Raw genomic sequence first — 16342 nt, 5'->3', positions numbered from 1 at the left:
AACTGATTTGCAAGGGGCGATTACAGCGATTTTTTAGGCTTTTGTCGTTCCGTTACACACGTGCCTAAATCTCTTCGCCGTCTCCGTCCGACAGATCGGTCTCGCTCATGTCAATTGGCTTTGTCTTCGACTGCTCAGGCGGTGTCTTGTCTGCATCAGGCGTCGAACCTTTCGCTTGCAGCGTCTCTGGGTTGCGCAACCAGACATCACGTTGGGCGAACGGAATCTCGATCCCTTCCTCGACGAACCGTCTGTTGATTTCGTGGTTCATGTCGGACTTTACAGACAGTACCCAATTCACATCACGTAGAATGGCCCGGATTTCAAAATCCAGCGAATCTGCGCCGAACCCCTGAAACACTACGGTTGGGGCTGGGTTGGCCACCACCATGGGATGCGAATTGGCTACGTCGCCCAGAATTTTCTCAACCAGTCTTGTGTCGGTCCCATAGGCCACACCCACAGGCACGATGACCCGACCAATCGTATTGCCACGTGTATAGTTCGTGACCACACCACTGATCAGGTCCGAGTTGGGGACAATCAGATCTGTCCGGTCAAACGTTTCAATCCGTGTGGACCGGACCGAGATATCGCGCACATACCCCATCATGCCATTCACATCGATCCAGTCACCCTTTGAAATTGGGCGTTCAACCAACAGGATAATGCCCGAGACAAAGTTTGAAACAATGGTTTGCAGGCCAAAACCGATACCAACCGACAGCGCACCAGCCACAATCGCCAGAGACGACAGATCGAACCCAGCCACCATGATCGCCACCAGCGCTGCAAGGAAGACCCCTACATATCCAGTACCCGCTGCAATCGCGTTCTGTCCGCCCGGATCAATTTTGGTCTTCGGCAGCAGCGAATTCCGCAGTCCGCTCTGCAACATTCGGGTAAGGCCGTAGCCGATTAGAAAGACGATCAGGAAAGTGAAAAAGTTACTTGGCGAGATCGTGACGCCGCCGACGTCGAAGCCCCTCAAAAGTCTTGTCCAGGCTTCAAGCAAGTCCGTTTCGCGCGCGCCCCAATAAAGCGCAAGAATAGGCAATGCCATTATCGCAAGCGCAAAACCCACAAGAACCGAGAACAGAGAATCCCAAACAGCGTCGCCCTGCCCTGTGACCCAGCCGTAAACTTGGGTGATAAACCGCTGAAAAATTACCAGGGCAGCGATCAAAACAAGCGTTTTTACCGCAGGGAAAACGATGACCTCAGCCGCGTTCGTGTAGCCAAAAACCGCAAGAACGGGTGTTGTGATGCCCAGAATAAACAAAGCGCGACGCAGGAATTCCACCGATTGGCTAAAGCCCGCCGCCCGAGACAGGCTAGTCGCATCAGAGTCCTCGTGCTGGGCGTCAGTCGTTCTGATATGACGCACCCTTAGCAATACCAATGCCGTAACCACCACAACGGGGAAGCTTACGACGGCGCGTGTGGCATCGGACACGTTTTCGATCTGCTGGAACAAGAGTGTCAATTCGTGCAGAATCAACATCAAGGCAAGCAGATCAATGTAAACGCGCAACTCTTTGATTTTAGACGCTGAAAGCTGCTTGAAACCGCGCGCCTCACCCATAAGGTAAATCTGACGTCCAATCCAATCGTAGAACAGGATAATCGCAGCCCAATATGGAATGTTTTCCAGCAGTAACGCGCCGCGAACCCCCAATACCTCGGTCAGGCTGACGGCCACAACTAATGCCACAACGCCAAGCCATGGAAGAGCGATGCGCAGAAGAGAAATCACGAACGTCCAGACCCCAGAACCTGATCCGCCTAAACGTCGAAGGTAATCTCCACCTGTTTCCGACCATCTACGGCCAAACATCAGCAACACAGCGGCAATGGCAACAAGAATGAAGATCACCAGCCCGCGTTCACGAATTTGTTCGTGTACCGAAGCAGTACGCAGGTTTTCGATCGTCTCGTTCACTAAACTACGAAGAGCTTCCTTTACATCTGACCATGCCGGACCCCAAGAAGCCGGATTTATCGGGGATGGCCCACGCTCTAGCATTTCCTTTGTTTGGCGATGCCGAATGATCTGGTCGATCTCGCTGATGAGCCCGTTTGCACGGCTGAACGCCTCTTCCGAGATTATACGAGGGACACGCAGGCTATTGAGTTGCTGCTCAAGATGCGCTCGGATATTGGCAATGTCTTCAGGCTCAGTCGCATCGCCTTCGGGTTTTGGGCCCAAAGCGTCAAGTTGGCTCTGAAGCGTTTGAATTCGCTCTGCATTTTTGCCTCGGGCCTTGTTGAAATCTTCCCGGTAACCGTTGATTTCAGAACGCAGGTTTTCCAAGGCCGCGTTTGAGGCACGGTTTGCTTCTATCACCGCTTCGGCGCGGTTCGCCGTGCTTAACCAACCCTGATAATATTCGCTTTGCCTATCAGTTAACTGCGCGGCCACCGGGCCGCCCAGCATGGCAAAACACACCAGGAAGAGCGCAAAAAACAGGCGAACCCGCCGTAGCATCATACGTCCTCGAACACGCCGGGAATGCTGCGCGGGGCTTCGGTCATCCAATCAGGAACCGGCAGTTCTTTTTCGCGCAGAAACTCGGGATTAAACAGCTTGGACTGATACCGCGTTCCATAGTCACACAGGATCGTCACAATGGTGTGGCCTGGCCCCAGATCTTTAGCCAATCGCACCGCGCCCGCCATGTTGATCGCGGTCGACCCGCCCATAACCAGGCCTTCTTCGCGCAGGAGGGTGAAAACCAACGGCAGCGCCTCGTTATCGGTGGCTTGATATACGTAGTCCGGCTTAAAGCCTTCAAGGTTTTTGGTAATGCGAACCTGTCCGATGCCCTCGGCGATCGAGCTGCCCTCCATCGCGATTTCACCGGTGGTGTAGTACGAGTACAAACCAGCCCCCATCGGATCGACCAGACCGATCTTTACGCCCTTGGGCTGCAAAGCATCGGCCACACCGGCCAATGTACCGCCAGAGCCCACGGCGCAGACAAAGCCGTCAACCTTTCCACCTGTTTGCTCCCAAATCTCAGGGCCCGTGGTTTCCACGTGGGCCTGACGGTTGGCCACGTTGTCGAACTGGTTGGCCCAAATCGCACCATTCGGTTCGGTCTGCGCAAGTTCTTCGGCCAGACGCCGCGAATAATGAACGAAGTTGTTCGGGTTTCGGTAAGGCGCGGCTGGAACCTGCACAAGTTGCGCGCCCGCCAAGCGCAGCATGTCCTTTTTTTCTTCGGACTGCGTTTCCGGGATCACAATCACGGTTTTGAACCCCATTGACGCCCCAACAAGCGCAAGTCCAATACCAGTGTTGCCTGCTGTCCCTTCGACAATTGTGCCACCGGGCTTCAACTCGCCTCGGGCAACTGCATCGCGGATAATGTAAAGCGCCGCGCGATCTTTTACGGATTGGCCCGGATTCATGAACTCGGCTTTGCCAAAAATCTCGCAACCGGTCTCTTCACTGATGCGCTTCAACCGGATCAGGGGTGTTTTCCCGACTGCGTCGGCAAGGTCTCGTGCAATGCGCATGGCGCCCTCATTTTCTTTACGTTTCATTGAAGATTTACAGTTGCCGTTCGGCAACCACAAGCAGCGATCCTTACCTGCGCAAACGGTCGCGGTTCCGGGCCAGCCAATTGGCCAAAGCCAGCAGGGGCAAATCCTTGAATTCGTTAAGATCCACCTTTTTCATGAAGGTGTCATACGGCAGGATTTGCGTTCGGATATCCTCGCCCTCAGACACCAGCCCACCATTGTCGATGGTCTGGTTCAAATTACCCAAGCCGACATAAAGATAGATGTATTCAGTTGATGACCCACTTGAGGAATACGCCCCGCCCGCATATTCCAACGAGCTCAGCGTCACTTGTGCCTCTTCCAGTGCCTCGCGGTGCGCGGCCTCTTCCGGAGTTTCGCCGGGGTCGATCATGCCAGCCACCGGTTCCCACATCCACGGTTCAGGGTCTTCGATCAGAAACACGGGTGTGCGGAATTGTTCCACCAGTAGAACGGCGTCGCGCACCGGGTCATAAGGCAGAACAACCACCGCAGCCCCCTGCATCAATGCGCTCCGATGCAAAAGCGAGCCCATAGCCCCGTCATGCTGGCGGTGGCGAAGCTGCATCTCTTCCATGCCAAAGTAACTCAGGTAAGCGCGCCGATGTTCCTTTACGATGACGTCCTTCATCGTGTCGCGAGGATCACCAGCCCGTCGCTTGCGCGCAGCCAGCTTGGCCCAGGCGCGGGTACGGATCGGTGCAAAGTTGCGGGATACGGTGGTCGCATCAAGTCGGCCGTAGTAAGCGAGTTCCTCTTGCGCGGCCAGCAACGTAACCTCGGCCCATTCATTCAACCAATCCTGTAACGACCACAAGGCACCCGGCTGCCATAGACCAGGTTTAGGAAAAAATACGCTGGCTTCGGCCCGTGAGCCGTCTGCAAGACAAACATCCCGAACGCTGAGATCGAAATCAAACCCGCCTTCGTAATACGCCAAACGGTTCAAGTCTTCCTGACCAAACCCACGCACCAGCAGACCGCTAGCCTTACTGTCTTTTTCCTGAACAATCATCGGAAACGCCTGCTGCTGCACGCCGTATACAGCGTGATCCGGCAAGCTGACCTCGGCGATATTCAATTGCGAGGCAGAACGACCAAGCACAGTTTCCAGCAATGGCAAATACCGGAGCGTACCGTAAAAGAATAAATCGGACACCAGAGTTTAGACTCGATTTTCAGCGTGTGAGTTTACCGCCAACGACGGCCAGCTTCTTCGGTTGCAAGACCCGCGATAAGAGCTCCAATCGCCAAAGTCCACAGGATTTCCGGTGCAACAAGCTGTTTGCTGTATTCGACACCAATCTGAAAGATAGCAATCAGCGCTTCAAATGGTCCGTCGAAGCGGTGGCGCATGGCAAGGCGGAACATCTCATAGCAGCCCTGCACAAACAGGGCCCAGAATACCGTGGACAAAACGCCTGCGATTCCGTTGTTTAGCGCAGCGGTCCAGCCGCGGCCAATACGCTTGCCCATGATTTTCCAGCCGCAAACCACACCGATCAGCATGTTGACGTAAGTGAACCAGCCATAGTCTTTGCCCTCTTCCCCGTTATTGATGATCATTGTGGAAACAATGAAAGCCACCACCAACAGGCACACAGCAGCAACAAGACGCGGAGCACTGGGCATTGGGTTTTTCCCTTTGTTAACTGGGTTTTGCTATAGTGATCTGTGTCACATCGCAGTTGCCAGTGTCAAAGGCCGCGCCACATGCTGTTAAATAATAGTTCCACATGCGGCGAAATCGCTCATCAAAGCCCATGTCGGAAATTTCGTCCCATTTGTCGTTGAACGTCTCATACCAGCGGCGCAGCGTCAGATCATAGCTTTTACCGAATTCGCGGGATTTCACGACGTTCAATCCCGCGTCCGCTACTTGTTGTTTCAGGACTGATGGTGCTGGCAGCATGCCACCGGGAAATATATATTTCTGAATAAAATCAACACCGTTTTTGTAAATATCCCAGCGATGATCTGCAACGGTGATAATCTGCAGCGTTGCCTGCGCGCCTGGTTTCAGACGTTCGCGAACCGTTTCAAAATACACCGGCCAATATTTCTGTCCGACGGCTTCGAACATCTCGATCGACGCGATACCGTCATACTGACCCCGCTCATCCCGATAGTCCTGCAGTTTGAATTGTACCAGATCAGAAAGACCTGCGTTTTCAATACGCTGCTGTGCATACTTAAGCTGTTCCTGACTGATTGTCAGACCTGTGACCCGAAGGCCACGCTCTTTTGCGGCATATTCGGCGAAACCGCCCCAACCGCACCCGATTTCCAGAATGTGATCCCCGGCTTTGGCACCCATTTCATCTACAAGGCTGGCGTATTTCGCGGTTTGGGCCTTTTCCAGACTCTCCTGTCCCGTTTCAAAAATTGCACTGGAGTAAGTCATCGTTTCATCCAGCCATACGCTGTAGAAATCATTCCCCAAGTCATAATGATACGAGATGTTCTTCTTCGCTTGGCGACGACTGTTGCGGTGCAGCCAAAAGCGAAGGCGCTCATACGCTTGCACCAGGAATTTACCGGTGAAATCATCATAGACCGTCTCGGTGCCCAAATGCACCAGATCCATGAACGCACGCAAATCAGGGGTGCTCCAGTCGCCTTCCAGATAGGCGTCCGAAAACCCCAGTTCGCCCTCACGGACCAGTCGGGCGAAAACGTCAGGGTTATGGATGTCGACGCGTGCCACCGGTCCGGGCTTTGCCGCTTCGGATCGGAAAACCCGCCCGTCGGGCAGAGCGATATCCAGCCGCCCCGAGTCCATCCCGTTCAGCATCTTAAAGACTTGTGCAAAGTATCTGGGCAGGTCTTTCTGCCCATCGGTAGTTGTAAGGATCATCCGCGCTCCCCTGTGCGACCGCTTATTCAGGCTAGGCCGAGATTGTGTTTCTGGCAAGTTTTCAGTTTGTTACCCGGTTTTTCTGCCTTCATAGGCCTCCAAGGCCCGCGCACGTCCAGCGGCAAGGTCTACCAGTGGTTTCGGATAGGATGCGATTGGATCCAACTCCCAGGAACGCGGAGCGGCCTTAAAGTAGGCCAACGCAGTTTCCGAGGGCTCGGCCTGACCTTCGGCAATCCATCGACGGACATATGCCCCTTTGGGGTCAAATTTTTCCTGCTGCGTCAATGGGTTGAAAATGCGAAAGAACGGCGACGCATCCGGGCCGGACCCTGCAACCCACTGCCACCCCATCGCGTTCGAGGCAGGGTCCCAGTCAATCAGACAGTCGGCGAACCACTCCATGCCGACTTTCCAGTGGGTCATCAGATGTTTGGTAAGAAAACTCGCGACGATCATCCGCGCGCGATTATGCATGCGGCCGGTCACGTACATTTCCCGAAGCCCAGCATCCACGACCGGGATGCCCGTACGCGCTTGCATCCACGCCACAACCTCGGGGTGGCTTGTGTCCGTATTCCACGGAAACGCGTCCCATTCGGGCTTCCAGTTTTCACTGACCAACTGCGGGGTATGATACATCAGGTGATAAGCAAACTCGCGCCAGATCAATTGACGCAGAAACGCATCTGTTCCTTGCACACCGTTCATCGCAGCTCGTTGGACAATATGCCAAACACTGCGAGGCCCGATTTCACCCAAAGACAGGTATTCCGACAAGTCCGAAGTTCCATCCCTATCTAGCCGGTCCCGGTTGTCGCCGTAGTCTGAAATTCGATCCAGAAACCCGTGCAGTGCATCAAAGGCTGCATCTTCACCGGGGCGCACATAGGGGGCCACTACGCCCGCTCCTCTGTTCATAGCCGCGCCCAGTTGCCACTTTTTCAGATCCTCTGATTTTGGCCATTCCGTGGGCGCAGAAATCTTCGGTGCAGCATCGGGTGAAGCGATGTCCCGCCCCTGGACAGACCGCCACATAGGCGTAAACACGCGATACGGTTCACCGGACTTTGTTTCCACGGTCCAGGGCTCAAACAGCAAGTGTCCGGCAAATGACTTCGCTTCGACACCCTGCTGAGTCAGAGCGGACTTAATGCGCGTGTCTCTGTTGATGCTGTCAGGATCATAGGCGCGCGACCAATAAACGCTTTTAGCGCCCGTTTCCTCAATCAGGTCCTGCAATACGCTCAGGGCATCCCCGCTGCGCAAAACCAGTGCGCTACCGTTTTTTTTCAGCGACTGCGCGAAAACCTCAAGCCCCAGACCCAGCCGCCATTTCGGTGCCGCGCCGAGCGTTTGCACCACGTCATCCAAGATATAGATCGGCAGAATAGGACGGCCGGTTTCAGTCGCCGCAGCCAAAGCAGGATGGTCAGACAGGCGTAAGTCCCGTCTAAACCACATGATGATCGGTGATTGATTGTTTTCCATGTCCGCCCGGTCTTTTTCAACACTACGCAAGGCAAGGGAAAACGGATCACAAAACTGCGTAAAGATCTCTACGTAAATGAATAATTTTTGATTATCGGGCGTACAAAGCGTATGCTACTTTGCCCTAGCATGGTCAGGTGAAGAGGCAACCTTATATGCCCGGCCGCAATGAAAAAAGCCCCGGCAAATGACCGGGGCTTTCTTACCTGGTTGGCGTTATCAGCGGCGACGCTTTTCGTTCGCCAAGCCGATAAAGATAGAAACGCACATCAACATCAGGACGATCGCAAATGGAAAGCCTGTTGCGATGGCCGCAGCCTGCAACGCGCCCAGACCACCTCCAAGCAACAGAACGATGGCAATTGCGCCTTCCAGAATGCACCAGAACACACGCTGGGCCGTTGGGGCGTCGGTTTTGCCTCCGGCCGTGATCGTGTCAATCACCAACGATCCGGAATCCGAGCTGGTGACGAAGAACACGACAACGAGCACAACACCAATAAAGGACAGCAGGCCGGTCATCGGGAAAGCTTCGAACATCTTGAACATCTTCAGTTCAAGCGCGGCATCCGAAAGCTCTTGTCCGGAGCCGGACAACACCTGATCAAGGGCGGCACCACCAAACACGCTCATCCACAATGCGCCAACAACCGTCGGGATCACCAGGACGCAGATTACGAATTCGCGCACGGTGCGGCCGCGTGAAATGCGCGCAATGAACATGCCGACAAACGGTGACCAAGAAATCCACCATGCCCAATAGAAGGTGGTCCAACCCTGCATAAAGTTGGTGTCTTCGCGGCCGACCCAGCTCGAAAGCGCCGGCAACGCAACAACGTACTCAATCAGGTTGTCAAAGAAACCGGTCAGGATTGCAACGGTCGGGCCGACGATCAGCACCAGTAAAAGCAATGCAGCGGCAAGGATCATGTTGGCTTCGGACAGCCGCTTGACACCTTTATCCAATCCAGCAACGACCGAGATCAGGGCAAAAGCCGTGATCAGACCGATCAACAGCACTTTCATCCCGTCCGTGATCGGAACATCGAACAAGTAGTTCAGACCTGCCAACGCTTGCGTTGCGCCCAGTCCGAGGGATGTCGCAAGACCGAAGATCGTCGCAAACACTGCCAGAACGTCGATAACGTGACCCAGCGGCCCCCAGGTCGCCTCACCGAACAACGGATAGAACACCGACCGCATGGTCAGAGGCAGGCCGCGGTTGAAACTAAAGAATGCCAGCGCCAGCGCGACAACCGCGTAAACAGCCCACGGGTGCAAACCCCAGTGGAAAATGGTTGCGGCCATCGCCAGATTTTTCGAAGCCTCTGGATCATCGAGACCCGCGCCAAGTGGTGCCCAATCAGTGCGGACCCCATCTTCGCCGACGGCAACACCGCCCAGGGACGCACCGTAGTGCGAAATGGGCTCGGCGACGCCCCAGAACACCAATCCGATCCCCATACCCGCAGCAAACAGCATCGAGAACCAACCTATATAGCTGTAGTCCGGCTTGGCATCATCACCACCTAAACGGATCGAGCCATATGGGGTTACGATCAGCAGCAGCGAAAACACGACGAAAATGTTCGCTGCAATCATGAAAACCCAGTCGAAATTGCTGGTCAGGGCCGGTCGAAGCCACCCAAAGAATTCGCTCGCCTGCTCGCGGAAAACCAACGAGAAGAAAACAAATGCAATGATGGTCAGTCCTGAAACAGCAAAGACGGGGTTGTGTATGTCCAGACCCATGATCTGAACGTTGTCCTGGCCGACTTCATAATCGGTCTCTGTATTGTCGGACAATTGTCCCTCCTTCCACTACTTAGTTCGCAGGACATCCGACATTCCACGCCACGAAGATGTAATTGGGAAGACCACATATTACTTGAAACCGACACATCCCGCAGATTGCGAGATGTCTGGTCGGTGGAATGTCGTGTCCTGAAAATGGTGTAATTTCACGTCAAAACAGACCGGGTCCAAGACCCGGCCTGCACATCCAGCGTTTCTGAGATGTTTTACCCCTGAACCTTGGTATATGTTCCTTCACCCGCCAGGATGCCGCGGAATCCACCCGGCTCATCAAGTCCAAAAACGATAAGCGGTAGATTATTGTCGCGCGCCAGGGCGATCGCTGATGCGTCCATCACGCGCAACCGTTTGGTCAGAACATCGTCATATGTTACGGCATCATATCGAACCGCATCCTCGTGGATTTTGGGGTCCTTGTCATAAACCCCGTCAACGCCGTTTTTACCCATGAAGATTGCCTCACACGCCATCTCGTTGGCGCGCAGGGTCGCTGCCGTGTCCGTCGTGAAGTAAGGGTTGCCAGTTCCGGCGGCAAAGATACAAACCCGTTTCTTTTCAAGATGTCGCACAGCCCGGCGGCGGATGTAGGGTTCACACACCTCATCCATGCGAATGGCCGAGATGACACGCGTAAAGACCCCTATTTCTTCTAGCGCGGATTGCATGCCCAATGCGTTCATCACAGTGGCCAGCATGCCCATGTAATCGGCGGTCGTCCGTTCCATCCCCTGCGCCGAGCCGCTGAGCCCACGGAAGATGTTGCCGCCGCCGATAACCATGCAGATTTCAACGCCAAGATCGTGAACCGACTTAACCTCTTGCGCGATCCGCTGGACGGTCGGTGGATGCAAGCCAAATCCCTGGTCACCCATCAGCGCCTCTCCCGAGATTTTCAACATCACGCGGTTGTATTTTGTCTTAGGCGTCTCGGCGGTTTCGACGGTTTGGGAAAGGCTCATGTTGCGCTCCGGGCTGGCACGGGTTTATTTTCCGGCGCAAAATGAAGCAAAAGCTTCGCAGGTTCAATGCGATTACTGAGGATAAAGGGCGGCCCGGATGATCAATGACGACAGATCGCGGATTTGGGACCGACTTCCACCTATTCCCGACGAAAAACCTGTGTTGATCGCAGGGCCGACAGCCTCGGGCAAGTCGGCGCTGGCCTTGCAGATTGCCGAGGAGCTTGGTGGGGTAATCGTAAATGCGGATGCGAGCCAGGTTTATAACTGCTGGCGGGTGATCTCAGCCCGGCCATCGGCTGAAGAAGAGGCCCGCGCTCCGCATCTTCTTTATGGTCACGTCGCTTATAACCAGACCTACTCGACCGGCCACTGGCTTCGCGAGGTTCAGACTGTACTGAAAGGAGATCGACGCCCCATCATCGTTGGTGGCACTGGGCTGTATTTCTCGGCACTGACGGAAGGCATGGCTGACATCCCGCCCACCCCGCCCGAAATCCGGGCCGAAGCTGACCAACTTAAACTAAGTGAGTTAATCTCCGGCGTTGATACACACACGCTGAACCGGATCGATACACAGAACCGCGCCCGCGTACAGCGCGCATGGGAGGTGCAGCACGCCACCGGACGAAGTCTGAGCAACTGGCAATCCGAAACGCCGCCCCCGGTTCTTGATCTCGCAGATACGGTGCCAATTCTCTTTGACGTTGACAAACACTGGCTTCTTGATCGCATAGCACGACGATTTGATCAGATGATTGACAATGGTGCCTTGCAAGAGGTCGCGGCGATGCGTGATCTCTATGATCCGTCAATGCCCGTATTCAAAGCCATCGGCGTCCCAGAGTTGATGGCGCATTTAAACGGTGATGTGACACTTGAGGCCGCCCGAGAGCGGGCGACAATCGCCACCCGCCAATTCGCCAAACGGCAACGCACATGGTTCCGGTCACGAATGCGAAATTGGAATCAGTTATATTTATCAAAATGATACGCCATGATGTTAATATTTTTTCTGTACCCTCCTTGCATCGATTCCCAATCGGACCAATACTGTCGGTTTACAACAGTGTACAAAATAGGAATCTGACGAAATAAGCGAAAAGGTGACCTAAACACTCTTGATCATGTCGTTTTTGTGTCTTGAATGACGAATTCGAACGTTGACCTTATCGGAAATCTAGGGCGCAATAGTCGTATGGGGATGTTGAGTATCCAAAAAGAATTCCAGGAACCCGCTAACCGGTGCGCTCCGGTCTGATAGGTTCCGAACTTCTTCAATAAAAATACGTGTCACAGGGAGAGACCTTAATGCAAAAACAAACCTTCACCGGAGCACCGGTTCACTGGGCAGCAGAAATGCATGCTCAGGAATATCGGGATGGCAAACTAAGCCGGCGTGAGTTTCTAACCCGGGCCACCGGTCTGGGTGTTACGGCTGCGGCGGCATATGGAATGATCGGCATGGCTGCGCCAGCGCATGCTGAAGGCGAGGACGCCAAAAAAGAAGGCGGCACACTGCGCGTGCAGATGGAAGTTCGTGCGCTGAAAGACCCGCGCACTTACGACTGGTCGCAGATTGCCAACGTATCACGCGGCACACTGGAGTATCTGGTCGAGTATAACTCGGACGGTACGTTCCGCGGCATGCTGCTGGAAGGCTGGGAAGTCAACGAAGACGCGACCGAATACACTTTGAAAGTGCGTCCGGGCGTCAAGTGGAACAACGGCGATGACTTCACTGCGGACGATGTAGCCCGCAACATCGCCCGCTGGTGCGACAAGAGTTCCGAGACAAACTCGATGGCTGGTCGTTTCGCAACCTTGATCGATGCTGATAGCGGTCAGGCCATTGAAGGCGCAATCGAAGTTGTTGACGCAACTACGGTCAAGCTGAACCTGCCAGCATCGGATATTTCTCTTATCGCAGGCATGGCCGACTATCCCGCCGCGATCGTTCACAGCTCGTTCAGCGAAACAGACCTGTTGAATAACGTTGGCACAGGGCCGTACCTGATGAGCGAACTTGAGGTCGGGGTAAAAGCCGTTCTGGTTCGCAACGGAGACCACACGTGGTGGGGCGAAGAGGTATTTGGCCGTCCCGCGTTGGATTCGATCGAATATACCGACTACGGCACCGACCCGTCTGCATGGCTGGCCGCGCTTGAGTCTGACGAAGTGGACATGCTGTACGAGTCAGTTGGCGAATTCATCGACGTGATGGACGGCTTGGGCTATGTCAAATCCGAAGTTGTCACGATGAACACGATCGTGATCCGCCCGAACCAGTTGGCGGAAATCGACGGTAAGCAGCCTTATGCAGACAAGCGCGTGCGTCAGGCTTTGCAAATGGCAGTCGATAACGCGGTTTGCCTAGAACTCGGTTATGGTGGCCGCGGCGCGCCTGCTGAAAATCACCATGTCGGTCCGATCCACCCGGATTACTTCGAACTGCCCCCGCAGAAAGTAGACCCGGAAGGGGCGCGAAAGCTTATGGAAGAAGCCGGTATGGCCGATTTCGAGCACGAACTGATCTCAATCGACGACGATTGGCGTCGCAACACCACCGATGCCGTCGCCGCACAGCTGCGCGACGCGGGCATTAACGTGAAGCGAACCGTTCTGCCGGGGAACACCTTCTGGAATGATTGGGCGAAGTATCCCTACAGCTCGACCAACTGGAACCATCGACCACTGGGTGTGCAGATCTGGGCCCTGGCCTATCGTTCGGGTGAAGCTTGGAACGAATTCGGCTGGGCAAACGCAGATTTCGACGCATTGCTAACCGAAGCACTGGCTATCGCCGATGCCGACAAGCGTCGCGAGGTTGTTGCCAAGGGCGAAGCGATGATCCAGGAAGAAGGCGTAACGGTACAGCCGTACTGGCGTTCGCTTTATCGTCACATGAAAGACGGTCTTGTGGGCACTGACATGCATGTGTCGTTCGAACACCACCACTACAAGTGGGGTTGGGCAGCCTAAAATCTGCCAATCAATCGACGGGGCGCCTGACTTGGGCGCCCCTTTCCAGCCGCAGACAAGCCGACACGGGATCGGATGTCCGAGGCCATGCAATGGTCCAATGATCTGCGGAGCACCCGAACAACAGGGGCCAACATGGGACTATTTATCCTCCGACGGTTCGGCGTCATGCTGCTGACAGCATTGTGCCTGACTTTCGTGGTCTTCTTTTTGACCAACCTCTATCCGAACCTTGAAAAGCTGGCAAAAACCCAAGGGAACCAGCGGATGTCCGACGAACAGGTCGAAGCCTGGTTGGGAAATCGGGGCTACTTGCAACCAACGCTGGTCAAATACGGTCAGTGGTTGGGCGTGGTTCCGGGGTTCACAAAGACGCTGGACGACGGCACGTTTGTAGGGACCTGTACGCGACCCGGATCGACCGAGGACGACACGCCTAAGTATTGCGGTGTTCTGCAAGGCAACTGGGGGTACTCCAGCGTATTCAAGGATGAAGTCGGAACAATCGTCGGAAAACGACTTGGAAATACCGGATATCTGATGTTCTGGGTCCTTGTCTTGATGGTGCCGTCTGCCCTTATCGTCGGCGTGTTGGCGGGAATGCGCGAAGGCTCGGCTCTGGACCGATCCTTGTCTACATTCTCGATTATAACCACGGCGACGCCGGAATATGTGTCGGGCGTGATCTTCATCGCGATCTTCACATCGTCCACCGTGGGCTTGAAATGGTTCAAAGGCACCGCAACGCAGGCAATGGACAATCCAACCTTTGAGAATTTCTTTCTCCCGGTGCTTACCATAGCCCTTTACGGCATGGGCTACATTGCCCGAATGACCCGCGCGTCGATGACCGAGGTGATGACTGCGCAATACATTCGGACAGCGCGGCTTAAAGGCGTGTCCTTTCCGAACATCGTTATGAAACATGCGCTGCGCAATGCGCTCATCGCGCCATTTACCGTCATCATGCTGCAGTTCCCATGGCTGCTGAACGGTGTCGTGATTGTTGAAACCCTGTTCAACTACAAAGGTTTTGGCTGGGCGCTGGTTCAGGCGGCAGGCAACAACGACATACAGTTGCTGTTGGCTATCTCGGTCGTGTCGGTCTTTGTTGTGCTGGTCACGCAGCTGATCTCGGATATCGGCTATGTGTACCTCAACCCGCGCATCCGCATTTCGTAAGGAGGGATAGATCATGGAACCGCTAACCTGGACCGGCTCTATCGCCTTCCTGAACCCACTGCTGATGATCGCAATCGCAGCGCTTCTGTTGTCCATCGTGATCTGGATCGTGGGGAGTATATTTTTGCCCGAAGCTCCGTTGAGCATCAACATGGATGGCACGGTCGGCTCGGGTTCTGGCCTGCGCGGACTATCGCAAAACGCATTGCGTTTTAGCTTTATCACCTGTGTTGCGCTAGCTTTGGCTTACATCGTGCTTGGCATTGTGATGGGCACCAGTGCAGGGATCGTGGGCGCAGTATCGCAGCAGTTTCTGCCTGTCTGGCTGTCGCTGATTATCCTGTACGCCATGTCGATTGCCTTTAAACGGCGTCTGGGCCTTTACGGCAAATTGTTCGATAGCCCCATTGGCATGATCGGCTTTGGTCTTGTGATGTTCTGGGTATTCACCGGCATTTTTGGTGCGCTGGACCTGATCGTTACACATGACCCGCTGATGCAGCTTTCTGGGATGAAAAACAAGGTCCCCGGAACGCCCTTGCCCAGCCCGGAAGAGGGCGAATACGCCTGGTATCTGCTGGGCGGCGACAACCTTGCGCGCGATGTATTCAGCCGTATGGTCAGAGGAGCCTGGATCGTGGTGCAAATCGCGCCGCTGGCCACGTTGTTTGCATTTATGGTCGGCATTACTTTGGGGTTGCCCGCCGGGTACTACGGGGGCCGTCTGGACACGTTCCTGTCGTTTCTGGCGAACCTGATCCTGGCTTTCCCGGTGATCTTGCTATTCTATCTGCTGGTAACTCCAGAGATCGTTGCAACAGGTGTTCCAAATTATATGGCCGCCGTTTTGTTCCTGTTCCCGATCCTGTTCATCGGTGTGTTGCTGAACTCGCGGTACTACACGCGGCCTAAGTTCCGCACACCGCTATTGATCGGGGTGCTGGGTGTAGCGATCTGGCTATACCTGTCTCTGATCTCGACAAGTGGTTTCATCATCAACACCGACAGCTATCGCATCTGGGGGCTGCCAAGGTATCTCGACTTGTTCGACATCCCCGGCGGTATCCTTGTCGTGTTTGTCTCAGTGGTTTTTGTGAACTCACCTACGGTGTTCCGCATCGTGCGAGGACTGGCTTTGGATATCAAAACACGTGACTACGTGGCGGCTGCACAGACCCGCGGTGAAGGCCCGTGGTACATCATGCTATGGGAAATCCTACCAAATGCACGCGGTCCGCTGATCGTCGATTTCTGTCTTCGCATTGGTTACACCACCATCCTTCTGGGAACCTTGGGTTTCTTCGGGCTGGGCTTGCCACCGGAAAGCCCGGATTGGGGTTCAACGATCAATGAGGGGCGCAAGCTGCTTTCGATCTATCTCCACCCGGCCCTTCCCCCTGCGTTTGCGCTGTTGTCGCTGGTTCTGGGTTTGAACCTGCTGGCCGACGGACTGCGCGAGGAAAGTTTGAAGGACTGATGTGATAGAGGCCGGGGGCTCTGCCCCCGG

The 16342-nt window shown here is 54.7% G+C and carries 12 protein-coding genes; 4 read left to right on the top strand and 8 right to left on the bottom strand.

The annotated features are described in order from the left end of the window. Positions 1–64: 64 nt before the first annotated feature. The 8 genes from AC2FIT_RS09275 to pyrH all read right to left on the bottom strand — a co-directional run bounded on the left by AC2FIT_RS09275 (position 65) and on the right by pyrH (position 10671). Positions 65–2488, bottom strand: coding sequence for a DUF3772 domain-containing protein (locus tag AC2FIT_RS09275; protein ID WP_496828780.1), 2424 nt, complete (start codon positions 2486–2488; stop codon positions 65–67). Continuing rightward, the gene (locus tag AC2FIT_RS09270; protein ID WP_068335311.1) at positions 2488–3522 is read right to left on the bottom strand and encodes a cysteine synthase A; all 1035 of its coding nucleotides are present in this window, start codon (positions 3520–3522) and stop codon (positions 2488–2490) included. The genes AC2FIT_RS09275 and AC2FIT_RS09270 overlap by 1 nt, the downstream gene beginning before the upstream one ends. A gap of 70 nt (positions 3523–3592) precedes the next feature. Then, positions 3593–4708, bottom strand: coding sequence for an NUDIX domain-containing protein (locus AC2FIT_RS09265; RefSeq protein WP_496828778.1), 1116 nt, complete (start codon positions 4706–4708; stop codon positions 3593–3595). Between the two features lie 32 nt (positions 4709–4740). Further along, positions 4741–5181 (bottom strand): TrgA family protein, encoded by a 441-nt coding sequence (locus tag AC2FIT_RS09260; RefSeq protein WP_496828775.1) that lies wholly within the window; start codon positions 5179–5181, stop codon positions 4741–4743. A gap of 16 nt (positions 5182–5197) precedes the next feature. After that, a complete protein-coding gene (locus AC2FIT_RS09255) occupies positions 5198–6406 on the bottom strand; it encodes a class I SAM-dependent methyltransferase (protein ID WP_496828773.1) in 1209 nt (402 codons plus the stop codon). A 69-nt stretch (positions 6407–6475) separates the two neighbouring features. Beyond that, positions 6476–7897 (bottom strand): cryptochrome/photolyase family protein, encoded by a 1422-nt coding sequence (locus AC2FIT_RS09250; RefSeq protein WP_496828771.1) that lies wholly within the window; start codon positions 7895–7897, stop codon positions 6476–6478. Between the two features lie 219 nt (positions 7898–8116). Then, on the bottom strand, positions 8117–9649 hold the full coding sequence (locus AC2FIT_RS09245; protein WP_496828821.1) for a BCCT family transporter: 1533 nt from the start codon (positions 9647–9649) through the stop codon (positions 8117–8119). A gap of 269 nt (positions 9650–9918) precedes the next feature. Then, positions 9919–10671, bottom strand: coding sequence for a UMP kinase (gene pyrH / locus AC2FIT_RS09240; RefSeq protein WP_068334929.1), 753 nt, complete (start codon positions 10669–10671; stop codon positions 9919–9921). Positions 10672–10768: 97 nt separating this feature from the next. Here pyrH and miaA point away from each other — a divergent pair, with 97 nt between their 5' ends. The 4 genes from miaA to AC2FIT_RS09220 all read left to right on the top strand — a co-directional run bounded on the left by miaA (position 10769) and on the right by AC2FIT_RS09220 (position 16312). Further along, the gene (miaA, locus tag AC2FIT_RS09235) at positions 10769–11662 is read left to right on the top strand and encodes a tRNA (adenosine(37)-N6)-dimethylallyltransferase MiaA (protein ID WP_496828769.1); all 894 of its coding nucleotides are present in this window, start codon (positions 10769–10771) and stop codon (positions 11660–11662) included. Positions 11663–11982: 320 nt separating this feature from the next. Beyond that, complete coding sequence (locus tag AC2FIT_RS09230) at positions 11983–13653, top strand: ABC transporter substrate-binding protein (RefSeq protein WP_496828767.1); 1671 nt, start codon at positions 11983–11985, stop codon at positions 13651–13653. Positions 13654–13788: 135 nt separating this feature from the next. Then, positions 13789–14835, top strand: coding sequence for an ABC transporter permease (locus tag AC2FIT_RS09225; RefSeq protein ID WP_496828765.1), 1047 nt, complete (start codon positions 13789–13791; stop codon positions 14833–14835). A gap of 13 nt (positions 14836–14848) precedes the next feature. Further along, positions 14849–16312: an ABC transporter permease gene (locus AC2FIT_RS09220; RefSeq protein WP_496828763.1), complete on the top strand. Its 1464-nt coding sequence runs from the start codon at positions 14849–14851 to the stop codon at positions 16310–16312. The last annotated feature ends 30 nt before the right edge of the window (positions 16313–16342 follow it).

It is taken from the genome of Ruegeria sp. YTSA135, from assembly GCF_059610165.1.
Note: the sequence above shows the minus strand (reverse complement) of the source record. Positions and strands in the feature narration are given on the sequence as shown.

Excerpts from the sequence above, each read along its gene's own strand:
- AC2FIT_RS09275 (WP_496828780.1), bottom strand. The coding sequence starts at position 2,488 with ATGCTACGGCGGGTTCGCCTGTTTTTTGCGCTCTTCCTGGTGTGTTTT.
- AC2FIT_RS09270 (WP_068335311.1), bottom strand. The coding sequence starts at position 3,522 with ATGCGCATTGCACGAGACCTTGCCGACGCAGTCGGGAAAACACCCCTG.
- AC2FIT_RS09260 (WP_496828775.1), bottom strand. The coding sequence starts at position 5,181 with ATGCCCAGTGCTCCGCGTCTTGTTGCTGCTGTGTGCCTGTTGGTGGTG.
- AC2FIT_RS09255 (WP_496828773.1), bottom strand. The coding sequence starts at position 6,406 with ATGATCCTTACAACTACCGATGGGCAGAAAGACCTGCCCAGATACTTT.
- AC2FIT_RS09250 (WP_496828771.1), bottom strand. The coding sequence starts at position 7,897 with ATGGAAAACAATCAATCACCGATCATCATGTGGTTTAGACGGGACTTA.
- AC2FIT_RS09245 (WP_496828821.1), bottom strand. The coding sequence starts at position 9,649 with ATGGGTCTGGACATACACAACCCCGTCTTTGCTGTTTCAGGACTGACC.
- pyrH (WP_068334929.1), bottom strand. The coding sequence starts at position 10,671 with ATGAGCCTTTCCCAAACCGTCGAAACCGCCGAGACGCCTAAGACAAAA.
- miaA (WP_496828769.1), top strand. The coding sequence starts at position 10,769 with ATGATCAATGACGACAGATCGCGGATTTGGGACCGACTTCCACCTATT.
- AC2FIT_RS09230 (WP_496828767.1), top strand. The coding sequence starts at position 11,983 with ATGCAAAAACAAACCTTCACCGGAGCACCGGTTCACTGGGCAGCAGAA.
- AC2FIT_RS09225 (WP_496828765.1), top strand. The coding sequence starts at position 13,789 with ATGGGACTATTTATCCTCCGACGGTTCGGCGTCATGCTGCTGACAGCA.
- AC2FIT_RS09220 (WP_496828763.1), top strand. The coding sequence starts at position 14,849 with ATGGAACCGCTAACCTGGACCGGCTCTATCGCCTTCCTGAACCCACTG.